The organism is Streptomyces sp. WM6378 (assembly GCF_001279695.1).
Classification (GTDB): Bacteria; Actinomycetota; Actinomycetes; order Streptomycetales; family Streptomycetaceae; genus Streptomyces.
Map to the genome: position 1 here is coordinate 71593 of NZ_LGDD01000235.1, position 19061 is coordinate 90653.

15 protein-coding genes and 2 pseudogenes are annotated in these 19061 nt (G+C 71.3%); 13 read left to right on the forward strand and 4 right to left on the reverse strand.

Going from position 1 to position 19061, the window contains the following annotated elements:
- Positions 1–8: 8 nt before the first annotated feature.
- A complete protein-coding gene (locus ADK54_RS19555; RefSeq protein ID WP_053726956.1) occupies positions 9–926 on the reverse strand; it encodes a LysR family transcriptional regulator in 918 nt (305 codons plus the stop codon).
- Positions 927–1060: 134 nt separating this feature from the next.
- On the opposite strand from ADK54_RS19555, the gene ADK54_RS19560 reads away from it, so the two are divergent.
- The 11 genes from ADK54_RS19560 (at position 1061) to ADK54_RS19605 (ending at position 14442) form a co-directional block, all read left to right on the forward strand.
- On the forward strand, positions 1061–2191 hold the full coding sequence (locus ADK54_RS19560) for a diaminopropionate ammonia-lyase (RefSeq protein ID WP_053726957.1): 1131 nt from the start codon (positions 1061–1063) through the stop codon (positions 2189–2191).
- 225 nt (positions 2192–2416) lie between these two features.
- The gene (locus ADK54_RS19565) at positions 2417–3628 is read left to right on the forward strand and encodes an ROK family transcriptional regulator (RefSeq protein ID WP_053726958.1); all 1212 of its coding nucleotides are present in this window, start codon (positions 2417–2419) and stop codon (positions 3626–3628) included.
- A gap of 54 nt (positions 3629–3682) precedes the next feature.
- Entirely contained in the window at positions 3683–3841 is a 159-nt protein-coding gene (locus ADK54_RS46095) for a hypothetical protein (protein WP_159047844.1), read from the forward strand.
- 298 nt (positions 3842–4139) lie between these two features.
- Positions 4140–5213, forward strand: coding sequence for an ABC transporter substrate-binding protein (locus ADK54_RS19570; RefSeq protein ID WP_053726959.1), 1074 nt, complete (start codon positions 4140–4142; stop codon positions 5211–5213).
- Positions 5214–5218: 5 nt separating this feature from the next.
- Positions 5219–6067, forward strand: a complete 849-nt coding sequence (locus ADK54_RS19575) for an ABC transporter permease (RefSeq protein ID WP_053726960.1) — start codon at positions 5219–5221, stop codon at positions 6065–6067.
- Positions 6043–6855 (forward strand): ABC transporter ATP-binding protein, encoded by an 813-nt coding sequence (locus ADK54_RS19580; protein ID WP_053726961.1) that lies wholly within the window; start codon positions 6043–6045, stop codon positions 6853–6855. Before ADK54_RS19575 ends, ADK54_RS19580 begins: the two co-directional genes overlap by 25 nt.
- Positions 6852–8198 (forward strand): LLM class flavin-dependent oxidoreductase, encoded by a 1347-nt coding sequence (locus ADK54_RS19585; RefSeq protein WP_107090574.1) that lies wholly within the window; start codon positions 6852–6854, stop codon positions 8196–8198. The genes ADK54_RS19580 and ADK54_RS19585 overlap by 4 nt, the downstream gene beginning before the upstream one ends.
- A gap of 12 nt (positions 8199–8210) precedes the next feature.
- A complete protein-coding gene (locus ADK54_RS19590) occupies positions 8211–9107 on the forward strand; it encodes a TauD/TfdA dioxygenase family protein (RefSeq protein WP_053726962.1) in 897 nt (298 codons plus the stop codon).
- Positions 9108–9291: 184 nt separating this feature from the next.
- Entirely contained in the window at positions 9292–9618 is a 327-nt protein-coding gene (locus tag ADK54_RS19595) for a CU044_2847 family protein (RefSeq protein WP_234392136.1), read from the forward strand.
- Entirely contained in the window at positions 9615–13874 is a 4260-nt protein-coding gene (locus ADK54_RS19600) for a trypsin-like peptidase domain-containing protein (protein WP_053726963.1), read from the forward strand. Before ADK54_RS19595 ends, ADK54_RS19600 begins: the two co-directional genes overlap by 4 nt.
- 106 nt (positions 13875–13980) lie before the next feature.
- Positions 13981–14442, forward strand: coding sequence for a hypothetical protein (locus ADK54_RS19605; protein ID WP_159047845.1), 462 nt, complete (start codon positions 13981–13983; stop codon positions 14440–14442).
- A gap of 43 nt (positions 14443–14485) precedes the next feature.
- On the opposite strand, the pseudogene metE reads toward ADK54_RS19605, so the two are convergent.
- A pseudogene (metE, locus tag ADK54_RS19610) lies at positions 14486–16450 on the reverse strand (5-methyltetrahydropteroyltriglutamate--homocysteine S-methyltransferase); the annotation flags it as partial.
- 557 nt (positions 16451–17007) lie between these two features.
- Between metE and ADK54_RS19615 the strand changes: the two are divergent.
- Positions 17008–17523 (forward strand): AMP-binding enzyme, encoded by a 516-nt coding sequence (locus ADK54_RS19615; RefSeq protein ID WP_324610177.1) that lies wholly within the window; start codon positions 17008–17010, stop codon positions 17521–17523.
- A gap of 198 nt (positions 17524–17721) precedes the next feature.
- Positions 17722–17832: pseudogene (locus tag ADK54_RS48820) on the forward strand (IS5/IS1182 family transposase); the annotation flags it as partial.
- Here ADK54_RS48820 and ADK54_RS19620 read toward each other — a convergent pair.
- Both ADK54_RS19620 and ADK54_RS19625 read right to left on the reverse strand, forming a co-directional pair.
- Positions 17814–18089 (reverse strand): hypothetical protein, encoded by a 276-nt coding sequence (locus tag ADK54_RS19620; protein ID WP_234392137.1) that lies wholly within the window; start codon positions 18087–18089, stop codon positions 17814–17816. The pseudogene ADK54_RS48820 and the gene ADK54_RS19620 overlap by 19 nt on opposite strands.
- Before the next feature lie 210 nt (positions 18090–18299).
- Positions 18300–18707, reverse strand: a complete 408-nt coding sequence (locus ADK54_RS19625) for a helix-turn-helix domain-containing protein (protein ID WP_053726965.1) — start codon at positions 18705–18707, stop codon at positions 18300–18302.
- Positions 18708–19061: the final 354 nt, after the last annotated feature.

The window sequence follows — 19061 nt, forward strand, 5'->3', positions numbered from 1 at the left end:
CCTTGCTGTCAGGCCTTGTTGGAGGGAGGGTCCACCGCCCGGAGGAGGGCGGTTCGGCAGGCCTGGATCGCGGGGTGGCGGCTGCTTCCGCGGCGTACGACGGTGAAGATGCGGCGAGTGCGCCGACCGCGGGGGAGCTGGCGCAGCGGGACCGTCGGGCGCCGCCCGTTCCACACGAGGTCGGGCAGGAACGCCGCGGCGTGTTCCTGCTCGACCAGGCGCAGGTGGAGCAGGAGGTCGGGGGTTTCGAACCGTACGTCGGGCTCGAAGCCTGCGTCGCGGCACATGGTCATGGCCCAGTGCCGCGCGGTCGTGCCCTCGGGCTCCATGACCCAGGGGTGATCGGCGAGGGCGCGCAGCGCCGCTGACGGAGTCTCGGTGCCCGGCATGTCGGCTTTCGGCAGGGCGAGGCGGAGGGGGTCGTCGAGGAGGTCCTCCGCTTCGAGTTCGGCGGGGCGCGGGTTGGGGTCGCCGGGGTATTCCTCGGTGAGGACCAGGTCGAAGTCCCGGGCCTGAAGGGCGGGCAGGGCGCTCTCCGGCTCCATGTGCGTGACGTGGACGCGCAGGTGCGGATGCGCGTCACGCAGCAGGCCGAGCGCGGTCGGCACCAGAGCCAGGGCGGCCGTCTGGAACGAGGCGATGCGCAACGTGCCGGTCAGGTCGGTCAGGGAGGCGGCGATGTCCGCCTCCGCGCGCTCCAGGCGTTCGAGCACCGCTTCGGTGTGGGCGACGAGGATCTCGGCCTGCTCGGTCAGCCGCACTCGCCGCCCGACCGGTTCGAGGAGTGGGACGCCGACCTCGGCCTCCAGTTGCGAGAGCTGCTGGGAGACGGAGGAGGGGGCATAGGACAGGGCCGCGGCGACGGCCGCGAGCGTGCCGCGGTGCTTGAGTTCGCGCAGCAGGCGCAGTCGGTGCAGATCGAACATCGCCGGCCCGCTCTCCTCGCCCTCGTGAGCCTTCGCCTCGACAGCTCCCCATGGCCCATGGCCGGATTTTTCGATGAGTATAGGTCGGAAACATTCGCTGGACCGATGGGACGGCGTCGCTGCATCCTGGTCGGGTGCCCGACAATTCCACCCTCCGTACCCTGCCGTGGTCCGCGCGGCCCGGCGCCCGTAGCTGGCGGTGTGAGCCCGCACCCTCCGCAGTACGGGACTTCCACGCCTCGCTGCCCGGCTACGCGCCAACCCCGTTGACTGAACTCCCCTTGTTGGCAGGGGAGTTGGGGGTCAGTCGCGTCTTCGTCAAGGACGAGTCGTGCCGGCTGGGGCTTCCGGCCTTCAAGGCGCTGGGTGCGTCCTGGGCGGTCCACCGCATCCTCGCAGACCGGGCGGCGAGCGGCGAGGACGCCGGCCCGGTCACGCTGGTGACCGCCACCGACGGCAACCACGGCCGCGCGGTGGCCCGCATGGCCCGCCTGCTCGGGCAGCGCGCCCATATCTTCGTGCCGCAGGGGGTGCATCCGCAGGCGGCATCCGCCATCGCCGCCGAGCGGGCGCAGGTCACCCGGGTCGCGGGGCCGTACGACGAGGCCGTACGGCTGGCGGCCGAGGCGAGCGCGGCGGCGGACTCCGTCCTCGTCCAGGACACGGCCTGGCCGGGCTACGAGCGGATCCCGGGGTGGATCGTCGAGGGCTACTCCACCCTCTGCGCCGAGATCGACGAGCAGTTGACGGCCGCCGGGGCCGCCGGGGGGCCCGGCCTCGTAGCCGTGCCGGTGGGGGTGGGGTCGCTGGCCCAGGCCGTGGTCACCCACTACCGCAGCCGTCCCTCCGGGCGTGCCTCCGCGCTGCTTTCGGTGGAACCGGAGGCCGCGGCCTGCGTCCTGGAAAGCCTCCCGCTCGGTGCGCCCGTCAGCATCACCACCGGCGTCACCAGCATGGCCGGACTGAACTGCGGCACCCCCTCCAGCATCGCCTGGCCCTACCTGCGCGACGGCCTGGACGCAGCCGTCGCCATCACCGACTCCGACGCCGCGCACGCGGCCGCCCGCCTCGCGGACCTCGGCGTCTCCTCGGGCCCCTGCGGCGCCGCGGCGCTCGCCGGACTGCGGGCGGTGCTCACCGGTGTGGGCGCCGACGAACGCCGTACGACGCTGGGGCTCGACCCGTCCTCGGTGGTCGTGCTGCTCAGCACGGAGGGCCCGGCCGCCAACCCGCACTCCACCACCGGCCCTGGAACATCCTGCTGACGGCGAGGGGGCCGTCCGTACCGTGGGCGGCACCTGGGCAGCCGTCGGCCGGTTTGCTAGCTTCGAGCCATGGTCGCCCAGGCTGAGAACTTCGCGTCGCGTCGCTATGTCGACCTGCGACGCCAGGGCACGGCCACCTGTCGCCCCAGCTGAGGCGGCCCGGGCGAGTCCGGACCGCCGACCACGAGACGGCGCAGTGTCGGACCAGCTCCCGAGGAAGTACCCATGTCCCTTTCAACAGCACCCCCAGCGGCCCGGCGGGCAGCGGACAGTGCGCGGCGCAGGACGAGCGCCAGCGTCGTCCTGCGGTCCGTCCTTGACCACGGGCCCGTCGCCCGGAGCACCATCGCCCGACTGACCGGCCTCTCGCCGGCATCGGTGACCGACCACTGCGCCCGGCTGGGCGCGCTCGGCCTGATCCGGGAGGCCGCCGCGCCCCGGCAGTCGAACGGGGCCGGGCGCCCGCACATACCGGTCGACCTGGACGCCTCCCGGTTCGTGGTCGGCGGGGTGCACGTGGCCGTGCCGTACACCACCGTCGCGCTGCTCGACCTGCGCGGGCAGGTCGTCGTCGAGCGGCGCCTCGGTCACGGCGACGGCACCGAGCCGGGGCGGGTTCTCGCGAACGCCGCCGACGGGCTCGGCGCGCTCCTCGCGGAGGCCGGCGACCGCATGCCGCTGGGCATCGGGGTCGCCGTCGGGGGCTGGGTGGACCGCGACTCGGGCACCATCGTCGAGCACGGGCTCCTCGGCTGGCGCGACGTGGCCGTGCGCGAGGCCATCGGCGCGCACACCGGGCTGCCGGTCCAAGTGGACGGACACGCAAGGGCGTTGGTCAACGGGGAGCGACTGTTCGGGCGGGTGCGGGGGAGCCGGAGCGTTCTGCACCTCTTCGTCGGCAATGTGGTGGACGCCGCCTTCGCCACCCACGACGAGGTGCACCACGGCCCCCGCTCTCAGGCCGGGGCGATCGCCCATCTGCCGCTGCAAGGCGGTACGGAGCCGTGCGACTGCGGCCGGACCGGGTGCCTCCAAGTCGAGTTGAGCGAACGGACGTTGTGCCGCCGGGCGCGCGAGGCGGGTGTCATCGGCACGATGAACCCGATGCACCTGGTGCGCGCCGCCGCCGACGGAGATCCGGTCGCGGTACGGCTCCTCGTGGAGCGGGCCAGGATGGTCGGGCGGGCGGCCCGGCTGCTGCTCGACGTACTCAACCCGGAGACGGTCGTCATCACCGAAGCCGGGGTGATGTACCGGGACGACTGCCTCGATGCGTTGCGCGAGGCGGTGGGGGAGGAGCGCGCGGCGCTGGTCGTGCCCAGCAGCTTCCCGGACTCCGTCCTTGCCGTGGCGGGCGGGTCCGTCGCTCTCGACGTGCTCTACCGCGATCCGCTGAGTGCGTCGGCGATATCGGGTGCATCGGCTGGGCCGAATTAATTCAGAAACTCCGAATGTTGACACGGGTCGCGCCGTGCCGCGAACATTCTGGGCATGAGCAGCGCGCAGGAATTCTCCCCAGTGATCATCGAGTCGCGGCAGGTCCGCGACTCGATGATCACCGGCGTCGCGCAGGCACCCTCGTGGCAGGTTCCGCTGATCAAGTGCCGCTTCATCGACCTGATGCGGATCGGCCGTACCCTTTGTTGCTGATGTGACGCGGCTTGTTACTGATGTGACGCGGCGGCCCGACGGGTTGGTACGACGACGAGGCGACGCATTGTTGCGGGCGCGTTGACGCAATAGTGCAGTCGAGCCCGCCTTGCGCCCCCCCGGTAGCTCTATCGGGCCAGCCCTACGGCGCCTTCGGCGTGTGCTGAATTCAGCACGCACTTCTCCTCCCGGCTTTCCTGACTTCGCTGTGCCCGGATTCCGCAACGGCGCACGAATTCCACCCCCCTGTGTTCTTCTGAGTTCCCTTGAGTTCCCCTTGACTTCACGGAGTCCCTCCATGCCACCAGTGTCCCCAGCCGTGCCCGGTGTCGACCGGCGGCTGTTCCTGTCCTCCCTGCTGGGCGTCGCCGCCGCTGCCGGACTCAGCGGTTGTGCGGGTGCCAGCGCGGCCGACTCCAAGGTCAAGGGGTCCGCGTCCGCCCCGCTGGCCACCTCTGTGCCCTCCGGCACGAGCCTGAAGATCGCCTCGTACCAGGGTGTCCAACAGCTCCAGTTCAAGCTGGCGGGCCTGACCGACCTGCCCTTCACCGTGTCGGACTGGGTGAACACCGGTGCCGGTCCCGATGTCATCAACGCCTTCCGCGCCAAGTCCCTGGACGTCGCCAACAACGCGGGCATCCCGCCGATCCAGGCGCACTTCCAGGGGTACGACGCGAAGATCGTGGCGATCGACATCACCCGCAAGCCGAGTTACGTCTTCGCCACCAAGCCCGGCAGCGACATCAGGGACGTCCAGGGCTTCAAGGGAAGGAAGCTGGCCTTCTCGCAGGGGCAGGCGCAGGGCGTCGTCCTGCTGCGGGCCCTGAAGCAGGCCGGGTTGACGCATGACGACGTACACCTCGTTCCGCTGACGAGCAATCAGTTCTTCACCGCGCTCCAGGCGGGCCAGGTCGACATCGCCCCGCTCGCCAACAGTCAGGCTCCGGCCTACCTCAAGCAGTACGGGCCCAAGGGCGCGCACACCATCCCGACCGACGTCGTGGACCTCCTCAACCTGCTGTGGGCTCCCACCTCCGTCCTCGCCGACCCCGCGAAGGCAGCCGCGGTCGCCGCGTACGTCCCCCGCTGGGCGAAGGGTCAGGTGTGGGCGTACGAGCACCCGGACGCCTGGAACGAGGAGTTCTACGTCAAGACCCAGAACCTCACCAACGCGCAGGCCCAGTCGATCACCAAGCTCGCCAACAAGCCTTTTTTCCCGCCCAGTTGGGACGAGGCGGTGAAGTGGGAGCAGGAGACCGCGGACCTGCTGGCCGAGGGCGGCTTCGTGAAGAGGTTCAAGGTCGACTCGCTCTTCGACCGACGCTTCGAGGGTCTCGCGGCCAAGGCCGTCCCGGCCGAGTACCAGAGGTGACGGCCATGACCACCACCGCCACGACACCCGTGGTGTCGACACCCGCCGAGCAACCCACGCCGGTACCTCGCGCCCGGCGCCGCGCCCTCGCGCCCGGCAAGAGGCTGCCCGCTTCCCGGCTCATCGGCCCGGGTCTGGTCCTCGCCCTGTGGGCGGCCGCGTCCGCCGCCGGTCAACTGGACCCCGCCGCGATCCCGGCCCCGTGGACGGTGCTGCGCACCGCCGGTCAACTGTGGAGCGACGGAACGCTGTCCACCGATGTGCTCACCTCGCTCGAACGCGCCGGGTACGGGTTCGCGCTCGGGCTGACCGCCGGTGTGGTCCTCGCGCTCGCGGCCGGGCTCAGCCGGGTCGGCGAGGCGCTGATCGACGGAACGGTCCAGCTCAACCGGGCGATCCCCACCCTCGGCCTGATCCCGCTGTTCATCCTCTGGCTCGGCATCGGCGAGACCTTCAAGATCGCGACCATCGCCATCGTCGTCTACATCCCGATCTACCTGAACCTGCACGCCGCGCTGTCCGGCATCGACCACCGCTTCGTCGAACTCGCCGAAGTCCAGGGCCTGTCCAGGGTCCGCTTCGTCCGGCAGATCGTCATCCCCGGCGCGCTGCCCGGCTTCTTCGTGGGCCTGCGGCTCGGCGTGACCGGCTCCTGGCTCTCCCTGGTCGTCCTGGAACAGATCAACGCCACCAGCGGACTCGGCTACCTGATGTTCCAGGCCCAGAACTACGGCCGCACCGACATCATCCTCGTCGGCCTGCTGATCTACGGCGTCTTCGGTCTCGTCTCCGACAGCGCGGTCCGCATCGTCGAACGGAGGGTGCTGTCGTGGCGACGCACGCTGAGCAACTGACCACGGTCGAGGAAGCCCCGGCGGTCCGCCTCGCGGGACTGACCCGCTCCTTCGACGGCCGTACGGTCCTCGACCACATCGACCTCGACCTGCCGGCCGGCCAGTTCACCGCGCTGCTCGGGCACAGCGGCTCCGGCAAGAGCACGCTGCTTCGCGCCATCGCCGGGCTCGACCACCAGGTCACCGGCAGCGGTCAACTGACCGCCCCCGAGCGGGTGTCCGTGGTCTTCCAGGACTCCCGGCTGCTGCCCTGGCGCCGCGTCCTCGACAACGTACTGCTCGGGACGGACGGCAAGGAGGCCGCCGAACGCGGGCGCGCCGCCCTCGCCGAAGTGGGGCTCGCCGGGCGCGAAAAGGCGTGGCCCAACGAACTGTCCGGCGGCGAGGCACAGCGCGCCGCACTGGCCCGCTCCCTGGTCCGCGAGCCGGAACTCCTCCTAGCCGACGAGCCGTTCGGCGCCCTGGACGCGCTGACCCGGATCCGCATGCACGCACTCCTGCGCGAGCTGTGGCAGCGCCACCGGCCCTCCGTCCTCCTCGTCACGCACGACGTGGACGAGGCGATCGTCCTCGCCGACCGGGTCCTCGTGCTCGACCGGGGCCGCATCGGCCTCGACCTGACCATCGAGCGCCCGCACCCGCGCTCGTACCGCGACCCGCTCCATGGGGGTCCCTCCCTGTTCGAGCGAAGTCGAGAACTTGGGGGAGAGCACCGGGAACGGCTCCTGACCGCCCTCGGCGTAACAGCACACCAAGAACACGCACAACATCAGGAGGACCACCAGTGACCCGGCGCCAACTCCACCTCAACGCCTTCCTCATGAGCACTGGGCATCACGAAGCCTCGTGGCGGCTGCCCGAGAGCGACCCGTACGCGAGCGTCGACCTCGACCACTTCCGCGAGCTCGCTCGCATCGCCGAGCGCGGCACCTTCGACTCGCTCTTCCTCGCCGACGGCCCCGTCCTCTTCAGCAACGTCGCCCAGCGCCCGGCCGGGGTGCTCGAACCGCTCACCCTGCTCACCGCGCTGGCGGTGGCCACCGAGCACATCGGGCTCATCGCCACCGCCTCCACCTCGTACAACTCGCCCTACAACCTGGCCCGCCGGTTCGCCTCCCTCGACCACATCAGCGGCGGCCGGGCGGGCTGGAACATCGTCACCACGGCAGGCGCCGAGGCCGCCCGCAACTTCGGGCTCGACGACGAACCCACCCACGCCACTCGGTACGAGCGGGCCGCCGAGTTCCTGGACGTGGCGCTCAAGCTCTGGGACAGCTGGGAGGACGACCTGGTCGTCGCCGACAAGGCGCAGGGCGTCTGGGGCGACGAGCGCAAGGTCCACCCGCCGCGCCACAAGGGCACGTACTTCAGCGTCGAGGGCGCGCTCAACGTCCCCCGCAGCCCGCAGGGTTACCCACTCCTCGTGCAGGCGGGCTCCTCGCAGGACGGCAAGCACTTCGCGGCCCGGTACGCGGAGGCGGTCTTCACCGCGCAGCAGACGCTGGGGGACGCGCAGGCCTTCTATGCCGACCTCAAGTCCCGGGCGCGTGCGGCCGGCCGGGAACCCGACCACCTCAAGATCCTGCCCGGCATCGTGCCGGTCATCGGCTCCACCGAGGCCGAGGCACGTGCGCACGAGCGGGTCCTGGAGGAGCACATCGTCCACGAGCACGGCCTCCACCGGCTCGAACGCCTGCTGAACCTGGAGCCGGGCGTCCTCGAACTCGACGCCCTGCTGCCCGCCGATCTGCCGCCGGAGAGCTACATCGAGGGGGCCAAGAGCCGCTACACCCTCGTCGTGGAACTCGCCCGGCGCGAGCGGCTCACCGTCCGCGAACTCATCGGCCGCCTCGGCGGCGGGCGCGGCCACCTCACCTTCGCCGGAACGCCCGAGCAGGTGGCCGACGCGATCGAGAACTGGTTCGGCCTGGGCGCCGCCGACGGCTTCAACATCATGCCCGCCGTCCTGCCCTCCGGCCTCGCCCTCTTCGTCGACCACGTCGTGCCGATCCTGCGCGCCCGCGGCCTGTTCCGCACGGAGTACGGCCCGCGAGGCACCCTGCGCGACCGCTACGGCCTCCCGCGCCCCGCCAACCAGCACACCACCTCCCCGACCCTCACCCGAGTCTGAAAGGACCCCAACATGTCCGGCATAGAGATCCGCAAGGTCACCGCGCACATCGGCGCCCAGGTGTCCGGCGTCGACATCGCCAGGCCGCTCGACGGGGAGAGCGTCGCCGCCCTGCGCGCCGCCCTCAACGAGCACAAAGCGCTGGTCTTCGACGACGTAGACCTCGACGACGAGGGCCAGCAGGCCTTCGCCCGCCACTTCGGCGACCTCACCACCGCCCACCCCACGGTGCCCGCCGTCGACGACGCGCCCAACGTGCTGCCCGTGGACAGCGAGCGCGGCCGCGCCAACCACTGGCACACCGACGTCACCTTCGTCCTCAACCCGCCGCAGGCCAGCACCCTGCGCAGCATCACCGTCCCGCCGTACGGAGGCGAGACCCTGATCGCCAACTCGGCGTCCGCGTACCGGAGTCTGCCGGAGCCGCTGCGACTGCTCGCCGACACGCTGTGGGCCGAGCACACCAACGACTACGACTACGCGGTGCCGGACGAGGAGGTCGACGAGGACAAGGCCGAGCAGCGCGCCCAGTTCACCTCCATCAACTTCCGGACCGCCCATCCGGTCGTCCGCGTCCACCCGCTGACCGGTGAACGCGGCCTGTTCATCGGCGGGTTCGCCCAGCGGATCGTCGGCCTGTCGGTGGCGGAGTCCCGCAAGATCCTCGATCTGCTCCAGGCGTACGTGACCCGGCCGGAGAACGTCCTGCGGTGGCGCTGGTCCCCGAACCAGCTCGTCCTGTTCGACAACCGGATCACCCAGCACTACGCCATCGACAACTACAACGGCCTCCCGCGCCGCCTGCACCGCGTGACCGTCGCCGGTGACGTACCGGTCGGCATCGAGGGCAAGGAGAGCTACTCGATCGCGGGGGACGCCTCGCACTACACGTCGGTCGCGGACGCGTAGCGGCGCCGCGCGCAGGGGGGCTTCCCCGCCCGGCTCGGCCGGAGGGGCCACCCCCAGCGTTCGCGCTCGCACGGCCGACATGCCGAGGTTGGCCCGACCGGTTGACAGTACAGCGACAGATCTTCTCAACTAGGCTTTGATGTACCTAGTTTGATGAAACGTCAGCCGCCAGAGAGGTCGTCGCGTGTATCTGAGTGTGCCCTTCGAGAATGGCGAGTCGGTCGTCGTCGAACTGTCCGACGACCAGGGTTCTGGAGTCGTGCGGGCGAGCCGCGGCGAGGGCCTGATCGCGTCTTCCGTGGACACCTTCGAGGCGGGCCTGACTCGCATCCGGCACGTCGCCGAGGCGGTGGTGAACCGCCTGACGGACCTGCCCAGGAGCCCCGACCGCATCCGCGCGGAGTTCGGGATCAAGGTCACGGCCGAGGCGGGGCTCGTCGTGGCCAAGGGGTCCGGGGACGCGCACATCACACTGGAACTGGAGTGGAGTCGCCACCAGGGCGACGAATGACGTCGCCGGGAGCGTCGAGCACCCAGGCCTGGGAGCGGGGGACGGCGCGGGTCCTGCACGACGGGCTCCCGGTCGGCGCCGCGTTCCTCATCCCCGGCCGTCTGCTGCTCACCTGCGCCCACGTCGTCTCGGCCATCGCCGGCCTCCCGGACGACCAGCCGCTGCCCGCGCGCTTCGAGGTGACCGTCGACTTTCCCCTCCTGGCAGGGCGCCCGAAAGTGTCGGCCACGGTGCACTTCAGCGTGCCGGTGGCCGCCGACAACGGCGGTGACGTGGCCGTGCTGAGGCTGGCCGGCCCGCCCCCGGCGGACGCCGTGGCGATGCGCATCCTGGAGGCGGACGACCTGGCCGGGCACCGCTGGCGGGCGTTCGGGTTCCCGACATACCCGGGGTCGAACGGAAGCAAGGACGCCGGGATCTGGACCCGTGGCACCGTCGAGGGCCGCGAAGGGACCGGCTGGTGGCAGCTCACGTTCGACGAGGGGGTGGGCTTCCCGCTGGCCGGCGGCTTCAGCGGGGCGCCGGTGTGGGACGAGGAGTACCAGGGCGTCATCGGGGTCGTCGTCGCGGTGGAGGGAGACCAGCGGCGACGTACCGGCTATGCGCTGACCGTGGAGTCGCTCGCGAGGGAGTGGCCACAACTGCGCTCGCGGTTGATCAGTGGCAGTCCCTTCCGCGAACTGTGGCCGTTCACCGAGCAGGACGGTGCGGTGTTCCACGGGCGCGCCAACGAGACGCGCCGGCTGCTCGAACTGGTCGCTGAACAACAGGTTCCGGTACTGCCGGTGTTCGGTGCCTCTGGTGTCGGCAAGTCCTCGCTGATCGGTGCCGGTCTGCTGGCCCGGGCCGACCCCGGCACCTACCTCGTCGCCCGGGTGCCGCACGGGTTGCGGCTGACCGCCGAGGAACTGCTGGCCTGGGCACTGGCGTCCGCCGGTGACGAGGACACGCGCAAGGCGGACTGGCACGACCGGTGGTCCGCCCTGTCCCGTCAGCTGCGGGACGAGGACGGGCTGCGCACGGCGCTCGAACAGACCCTGGCCCGCCACGGGGGAAGGCGCAGACTCCTGCTGGTGGCCGACCAGTTCGAGACGCTGCTGGTGGACGCGCCGGAAACGGCTCGTCGGCTCGACACGATGATGGGCGCCCTGACCTCGCGCCGCGCTGACGGCAGTCGGCCGGCCCAGGCGGTGGTCGTCACCCGCATCGATTTCCTGCCGCACGTCGAGCGGCTCCCCGTGCTGCGGGCGGCTTGGGAGACGACCCATGTCGTGGTGCCGCCGATGACGCGCGAGCAGCTGCGCGAGACCATCGCCCGCCCGCTGGAGGGGCACCCCGGCATCCGGTTCGCCGACGGTCTGGCCGAGCAGCTGGTACGCGACACCCCGAGCGGTGCGGCCGCGCTGCCGATGCTGGAGTACACCCTGAGCCAGCTGTGGGCGCGGCAGGAGCGCGGGTTCCTCACCACCAGGGCCTACCAGGAGCTCGGCGGGGTGCAAGGCGCACTGGTCGGCAACGCGGAGCGCACCCTGTGGGAGTGGGCGGACGACACCGAGCACGAGGCACTGGAACGCATCTTCATTCAACTGGTCCGTCCTGGTGAGCCGTTGGACGCCGGGGAACGCGGCCCCGACCTGCGCAGGGTCGCCGACCGAGACCAGTTCTCCGAGCGCGACTGGTCGCTGATCCACCGCCTGGCCAGCACCCGGCTCGTCGTCGTGACCCGCCGCCCGACGGGCCTCGACACCGCCGAACTCGCCCACCAGGCCCTGGTGGAGAGCTGGCCTCGGCTCCGTGACTGGATCGAGCGCAACCGTGACTTCCGCCGCTGGCAGGAGGAGCTCCGACGCACTCTGCGGACCTGGCAGGAGCAGGGCCGCCCGTCCGAACTTACCCTCGACCAACGCCGGATCGACGAGGCACGGCGGTGGCTCGGCACCCGGGCGCCGGAAATCTCCGCCGAGGAAGCGGAGTTCGTACAGCACAGCCAACACCTGCGCGCCCGCGACCGGCGGCGGCGCACCATCCGGTACGTGGCTCTCTGCCTGGCACTGATCGCCGCCTCGCTCGCCGCTGTCGTCGCGGTACAGCAGCACCGCGACAGCGCCGCCAACCGGCGCACCAACCTCGCGCACCGGCTCGACACGGAGGCTGCCGTGCTGGATGCCTCCCAGCCCGGCCTCGCCAAGCAACTGCGTATCGCCGCATACCAGTTGGCGCCGACCCGGGACACCATCGACGCCCTGTCGGCAGGCCTGCCGCTGCCCGGCACCATCACCGCGCCCGGCGTCACCGCCGTGAGCTCGGGCGGGGGACTGCTCGCCCTTGCCCAGGACAGGACGGTTCGGCTGTGGAGCCTCGCCGGTCATGCCGACCAGGCCGCCCTGACGGTAGACGGTGCCGCCACGGCCGTCGCGCTCGCCGCCGACGGGCGTCTCCTCGCGATCGGCTCGGGCAACGGGACCGTACAGCTGTGGGACACGGCACAACCGGCCCACCCCCGGCGGCTCGCCGACCTCGTCGCTGGGCAAGGTCCGGTACGTGCCGTGGCCTTGGGCGGCCAGGTGCTGGCCGTGGCGGGCCGGGACCTGAGCGTCCGGAGCTGGCGGCTCACCGACCCCGCGCACCCGCGGAACCTCCCGCCGCTCGACGGCAGCACCGCACAGGTCGCGGGCCTGGCCGTCAGCTCCGACGGGCTTGAGGTGGCCGGGGCGGGCCTGGACCACGGTGTGCGGCTGTGGGATCTCAAGGACCCCGAACACCCGCGACTCCTCACGCGGTTGACCCTGTCGGCACCGGCACGCGCGGTCGCGTTCGCCCCGGCCGGGCACGCCCTCGCGGCCACCGGCGACGACGGCGCCGTACACCTGTGGGACATCACCGACCCGCACAGCCCGCGCTCGGCGGTTGTTCTTCCCGGAGAACGAGGCCCCCTGACGGCAGTGGCGTTCAGCCCGGACGGGAAGACACTCGCGGCCACGGTGCCGGCCCCCGAACCGGCCGGCATCCTGCTGTGGGACGTCTCCGATCCGGCGCACCCGGAGGCGCAGCCCGCCCTGAACGGCGGCAGCGCCGCCCTGGCCTTCACCGCCGACGGGCGAACTCTGGCCACGTTGGACCAGGCGCATCACGCCATTCGGGCACCTGGCGACGAGGTCGAACTCTGGGACGTGCGCGGCGGACAGGCGCGCCCGGCCCTGGCCACCGTCCAGTCCATCGGGACGCCGAGCATCGCACTGGCTCCGGACGGTCGGCTGCTCGCCACGAGTTCGGCGGACCGGGTCGAGATCTGGGACCTCAGTACCCCTCAGGAGCCACGGCTCACCGCCCACCTGACGGGCGGAGGAGCCGGCGTGGCGATCAGCGGCCGGGTGCTCGCGGTCGGCGCGAGCGGCGGCGTGTCGCTCTGGGACCTCACCAACCCCCGGCGGCCGACCGAACTCGGCTCGGTCCACCTCCGGCAGGACCACTCCAACGAGCCGACCACCCTGGACTTCAGCCCCGACGGCCAGCTGCTCACCGCCGACTTCGCTTCCGACGGCCGGCTGCGCCTCCTCGGCGTGGCTGATCGGGCCCACCCGTCCCTGCTGGCCACCCTGCCCAGCAACGGCCGGGGCGTCGTGAGCTGGAGCTTCGGGCCGGACGGCAGGGTGCTGTCCGGCAGCGAAGGCGCCACCCTGGACACCAGCGACTTCCGTAGCGCGCTCTGGGATCTCAGCGATCCGGCCCACCCGAAGCCCGCGACCCCGGCGATGACCCGCATCGGCCCGGTCACCGCGACCGCACTGTCACCTCGACGGGCCCTGCTCGCCACGTCCGGCACCGACGGCGTCCTCACCGTGTGGGACGTCGGACAGCTCGGCGCACCGAAGCCGCTGGGCACCGCACCCCCCACCGCCGGCCCGCTGAGGGCCCTGCGATTCAGCCCGGACGGGACGGCCCTGGCCGGCCTTGACGACACCGGCGGGATCCACCTCTGGGACGTACCCGCCTCCGGCCGGCCCGCAGCGACCGCCGACTTCGCCCCGATGACGAACGACCTCGGGAACTTACTCGCCCTCACCGCCCTGCTCCCTGGCGGCGGCCGACTCGTCCTCAGCGAGGGGGCCCCGGGAGCGATCGCGATCCGGGACACCGACCCCGGACGACTCGTCCAACGGCTCTGCTCCGCCACGGGCGATCCGCTCAGCAGCTCCCAGTGGCAGCAGTACGTGCAAGAGACCGACTACGCCGCGCCGTGTCGCCAACCGCGATAGCGCCTCCCGGCGCGCTCACACCCCCACCCGTGAAGGAGTCCCCGTGGTCCCGCTTCCGCCTCGCAACTCCGCCCCGTCCCGACGCTTCGGCCTCATCCTTGGGGTGGTGACGGCGTTCGTCTTGGCAACCGCCTGCTCGGGCAACAGCGGGCACGCCCACGCCTCGGCCGATCCGGCTCCCACCCGGCCGTCCGCCAGTACGGCGCCCCCGGTGAAGCCGGTCGACGTGTCCTCGTTCGTCGGCCACTGGACCGGCCACGGCAACTGGCTCCAGGTGAATGGCGACGGCTCGTTCGAAATCGGCAAGCGCTTGTACGTCACCTGCGATCAGGCCGCCCCGCCGTGCGACACAGTGGTCAACGGCCAGATCACCGACGGGGGTCACGCCACGGGGCGGCTCACCGGCGTCGACGGAACCGCGGCCACCGGGAGCGTCGCCGAATCCAACGATCTCGGCTGGCTCAAGCCCGGACCGCTCACCATGACACTGAACCCCGGCACCGACAGCATCGCCACCGCGGGCACCAACTACTGCGGCCCCGACGCCCCGAGCCACGTGTGCTACTGAGACGGTGGCGGGGGGACCGATGATCCGGTACCCCCGCCCCTTCTCAGCGCGTGTCGGGCAACTGCCGCCGGGCCTCGCGCGCGGCCGACGTCATGCGTTCCAGGGCCGGGCGGACCTCGGCCCAACCGCGGGTCTTGAGGCCGCAGTCGGGGTTGATCCAAAGCCGTTCGGCCGGTACGGAGCGCAGGGCCCGGGTGATGAGGTACGCGGTCTCGTCCTTGGACGGGACGCGGGGGCAGTGGATGTCGTAGACCCCCGGACCGACCTCGCGCGGATAGCCCGCCGCGGCCAGCTCGTCCGCGACCTGCATGTGGGAGCGGGCCGCCTCCAGGCTGATCACATCCGCGTCCAGATCGTCGATGGCGGCGAGGATCTCCCCGAACTCGGCGTAGCACATGTGGGTGTGGATCTGGGTGTCCGGCCGCACCCCGCTGGTCGTCAGCCGGAACGCCTCCGTGGCCCAGGCCAGGTATGCACGATGGTCGGCAGCTCGCAGCGGCAGGGTCTCGCGCAGCGCCGGCTCGTCGACCTGGATGACCGAACTGCCGTATGTCTCAAGGTCGTTGACCTCGTCACGCAGGGCGAGGGCGACCTGGCGGGCGGTGTCGGCGAGCGGCTGGTCGTCGCGCACGAAGGACCAGGCGAGCATGGTGACGGGCCCGGTGAGCATGCCCTTGACCGGGCGGTCGGTGAGCGACTGGGCGTACGTCGTCCAGCGGACCGTCATCGGCTCGGGGCGGGAGATGTCGCCGGCCAGGACCGGCGGGCGCACATAGCGGGTGCCGTACGACTGGACCCAGCCGTGCTGGGTGGCGAGGTACCCGGTGAGCTGCTCGGCGAAGTACTGGACCATGTCGTTGCGTTCGGGCTCGCCGTGCACCAGGACGTCGATGCCGGTCTTCTCCTGGAAGGAGACCACCTCGCGGATTTCGGCCTCGATGCGCTCCTCGTACGCGGCCGTGCCGATGCGCCCGGCCCGCAAGTCGGCGCGAGCGGTGCGGAGTTCGCCGGTCTGCGGGAACGAGCCGATCGTCGTCGTGGGCAGGGGCGGCAGGCGCAGGTGGGCGCGCTGGGCGGCGGCCCGCTCGGAGTACGGTTGGGTACGCCGGGCGGCTGCCTCGGTGACGGCGGAGGCCCGGGCGCGTACGGCCGGATCGCGGGTGATGGCAGAACCGGCGCGGGAGGCCAAGTCAGCCCGGTTCGCGGCAAGTTCGGCCGTGATCGCGCCGGTGCCGCCGGACAGGCCGCGGGCCAGGGTCACGACCTCGGCCGTCTTCTGGCGGGCGAAGGCGAGCCAGCGCGCGATCTGCGGCTCGATGCCGCGTTCGGCGGCCGCGTCCAGCGGGACGTGGAGCAGCGAGCAGGAGGCGGCCACGTCCACCCGGCCGGCGAGACCGAGCAGCGTGGCCAGCGTGGTGAGCGACCTCTCCAGGTCGTTGATCCACACGTTGCGCCCGTCCACGACCCCGGCGACGAGCCGCTTGCCGGGCAGGCCGCCGACCGCGGCGAGCTCGTCGAGGTTGGCGGCCGCGGGACCGGTGAAGTCCAGGGCGAGCCCGTCGACCGGCGCCTTGGCGAGGACCGGCAGGGCCTCGCCGAGCCGGTCGAAATAGGAGGCGACCAGGAGCTTCGGGCGGTCGGTGAGTGAGCCGAGCTCGCGGTAGGCGCGGGCGACGGCGTTCAGTTCGGCGGGAGTGCGGTCCTGGACGAGCGCGGGCTCGTCCAGCTGCACCCACTGGGCTCCGGCCGCCCGCAGATCGGCCAGCACCCGCGCGTACACCGGGAGCAGCCGGTCGAGCAGGGTCAGCGGTTCGAAGCCGGCGGCCACGCCGGGCGCGGGCTTGGCGAGCAGCAGGTAGGTCACCGGTCCCACGAGCACGGGACGCGCGGCGAGCCCGAGCGCGAGGGCCTCCGTCAGCTCACCGACCTGCTTGGAGGAGTCGGCGGCAAAGACGGTGTCCGGCCCCAACTCCGGTACCAAATAATGGTAGTTGGTGTCGAACGTCTTACCGACTGTCTAGGAGGCCCCCGGACTGTCTATGCAGTCCGGGGGCCGTCCAGATGATGATGCCCCCGACCTACGTTTCTCGGCAGGTCTGTGAGATGAGTGTGAGACAGCGAATCAACTGCCAGTCGCGGGGAGCTTCGGCCGGCCCCCTGCGGGAGCCGCGCTCGACAAGCTCCCGCCCGGCCAACACGAGGTCGGCCCGGTCCTCGTCGGTGCCGCGCTCCAGGGCGGGGTCTGTTCATGGAATGGGGAGATGTACCCGCATAGGGAGCGCTTGTGCTCTCGGTCGGCGCCGTCGGCGTCAGCATCAAGGAGCGTGGTGACGGCAAGAGATCCGCAGATGCCGCCGTCGCATCCGCGGCTGCATCCTGATCGCCAACCTGGCGGCGTCCCCCATCGAGCCCGGCCCCATGGGCCGACCGCTTCCCGGCGCGACCGCCGCGGTGCTGGCGCGCGGACCGGACAGTCAGGTCTGGCGCTCGACCGAAGGGAAGGTGCGCATCGTGCAAGACCCCTCCCAGTAAGGCGAGTTGGCACTGCGACCGGGGTGGCCGTCGATGTTCCGGGGCCATCTTCACGCCACAGAGCAGTACGAGGCGAGCTTCGCCGACGGCTGGTACTTGACCGGCGACATCGTGCGCAGGGACGCGGCCGGGTACTTCTGGTTCGTCGGCCGCGGTGACGACGTCATCAAATCGGCCGGCCATCTGATCAGCCCCTTCGAGGTGGAGAGTGCCCTGCTGGAACATCCCGCGGTGGCCGAGGCCGGGGTGATCGGCAGGCCCGACGAGACCGCCGGGGCGATCGTCAAGGCGTACGTCTCGCTCCGACCCGGAACCGAACCCGACGATGCCCTGCGGCGTGAACTGCTGGCCTTCGCGCGCCGCAAGCTGGGGCCCGCCGTGGCGCCCCGGGAGATCGCCTTCGGCCAGCAGCTCCAGCACACCCGCAGCGGCAAGGTCATGCGACGGCTGCTGTGCGCCTGGGAAGGCGGCCTGCCCGAGGGGGACACCTCGACCCTGGAGGCGCCGGAAGCTGCCTCAGCTCCGAAGACCGCGGAAGGAACGTCATGACGGCCATCCGCCGTAAGCCGGCGAAGACCACCCGCAGCCGGAAGACCGAGGAAAGCGCGGGCAAGCACCACCGTGAACTGCTCGCCTCCATGCTGCTGATCCACCGCTTCGAGGAACGCTGCGTCGAGCTCTACAGCGCCGCGGCGATCCGGGGCACTCGCTCTCGATCCCATCGGCCGGGGACGCCGATGCTGGAGTGCCATGGCCACCCTGGAGGGCTGGCGCCTCCTGCGGAAGCTCCGCCGCAGCACCAACCGAATCACCGACATCGTGAAGGCCGTCCTCGTCCTTCACCACACCTCAACATGAGGATGGAAAACGCTCAGTACCGCGCCGTCGATCTCGATGCGGCGCGGGGCGCGTGCTTCTCCCCGTCTGAGGGCGTGCAGGCACCGGCGGAAGAGGGTGAGTTCCTGCTCGGTGAGTATGGCGGCCGCGAGGTCGAGGAGTTCGGCGAGCGCCTCGTCGGACAGGACTTCGGGCAGTTCCCCGGAGAGCAGGACGACCGACTCTCCCGTCGGCCCGCGGACTACCGCGGTGGTGGGACCGCCGTGCACGAACAGCACATCTCCCCCTGGGAGTCAGGGGTCGTGCGGCTCACGCGCCCCGAGCAGATGGAGAGACTAGCGGCCGCGTCGGCCAGTTTCGGGCGGTCCGGATTCTTTGGTCGAGATCGGGCAGACGAGGAACCGCGCACCTGCGCCCGGCGTCTTCGTCAAACAGCTGCGGGCACCTCAGCTCGCCGTTCCCCAGCGGCTGTTCGCCGGGCGTGACTGTCACTCGTCCCGTGGTGAGCGGTCCAGTAGCGACTCGACCAGCGCGGCTACATGGCGGCGGTCGTTCGCGGAGAGGCGCTGGACGCTGGCGATGAGCAGTTCCACCTCGGGGTCGGACGCCGAAGGGGAGGCGGCGCGGTCGCCGGGCCGTGCGGTGGTCGGGCCGGTCGCATACACGTGGATGCCGCAGGCTTCGGCGGCGGCCCCGCGTACGGTGTCCAACGGCAGGCCGAGCCCTTTGGCCAGCCCTTCGAGGGTGGCTGGCTGCGGCATGCGGACCGTGCGGTCCGTGGTGGCGAGGTGGTGCACCGTGGACCGCGGAATGCCACCACGGCGGGCCACTTCACCGTACGACCAGCCTTCGCGGTCGAGGACCTCTCGGATGAGCTGCTGCAGTGCGTTGGCCACAGATGGTCGCTTCCTGCTCGCCGACGGACGGAACCTTTCCGTGCCGGACCGATTGTAAAGGGGCCTTCGCCAGGGCCCGGGAACTCCCTTCCGGAATCGCTTGCGGTGCGGCGCCGTGGGCCGCTACTGTCCAATCTCGTTGGACGGAACGTCCAATGAGGCCGGACGGAGTTTGGGGGGAACCTGCCTGCGTCCGACCGGAAATGCCCATCCCTGAGGGGGAATTGACCATGCTGAACACCCATGAACTCGACGCCGAGTGCGGCGAGCTGCTTCCCGGCCGTGAGGCGCTGGGCCGTCTGAAGTTCAGCTTCGGAAGGTCCGTGAACGTCACCAAGCACGTGGCCACCGTCT

What these genes read in the sequence shown, in the direction of transcription:
- ADK54_RS19600 (WP_053726963.1), top strand. Translation starts at nt 9,615, where the DNA reads ATGACGTCGCCGGGAGCGTCGAGCACCCAGGCCTGGGAGCGGGGGACG.
- ADK54_RS19575 (WP_053726960.1), top strand. Translation starts at nt 5,219, where the DNA reads ATGACCACCACCGCCACGACACCCGTGGTGTCGACACCCGCCGAGCAA.
- ADK54_RS46095 (WP_159047844.1), top strand. Translation starts at nt 3,683, where the DNA reads ATGAGCAGCGCGCAGGAATTCTCCCCAGTGATCATCGAGTCGCGGCAG.
- ADK54_RS19615 (WP_324610177.1), top strand. Translation starts at nt 17,008, where the DNA reads ATGTTCCGGGGCCATCTTCACGCCACAGAGCAGTACGAGGCGAGCTTC.
- ADK54_RS19565 (WP_053726958.1), top strand. Translation starts at nt 2,417, where the DNA reads ATGTCCCTTTCAACAGCACCCCCAGCGGCCCGGCGGGCAGCGGACAGT.
- ADK54_RS19590 (WP_053726962.1), top strand. Translation starts at nt 8,211, where the DNA reads ATGTCCGGCATAGAGATCCGCAAGGTCACCGCGCACATCGGCGCCCAG.
- ADK54_RS19570 (WP_053726959.1), top strand. Translation starts at nt 4,140, where the DNA reads ATGCCACCAGTGTCCCCAGCCGTGCCCGGTGTCGACCGGCGGCTGTTC.
- ADK54_RS19555 (WP_053726956.1), bottom strand. Translation starts at nt 926, where the DNA reads ATGTTCGATCTGCACCGACTGCGCCTGCTGCGCGAACTCAAGCACCGC.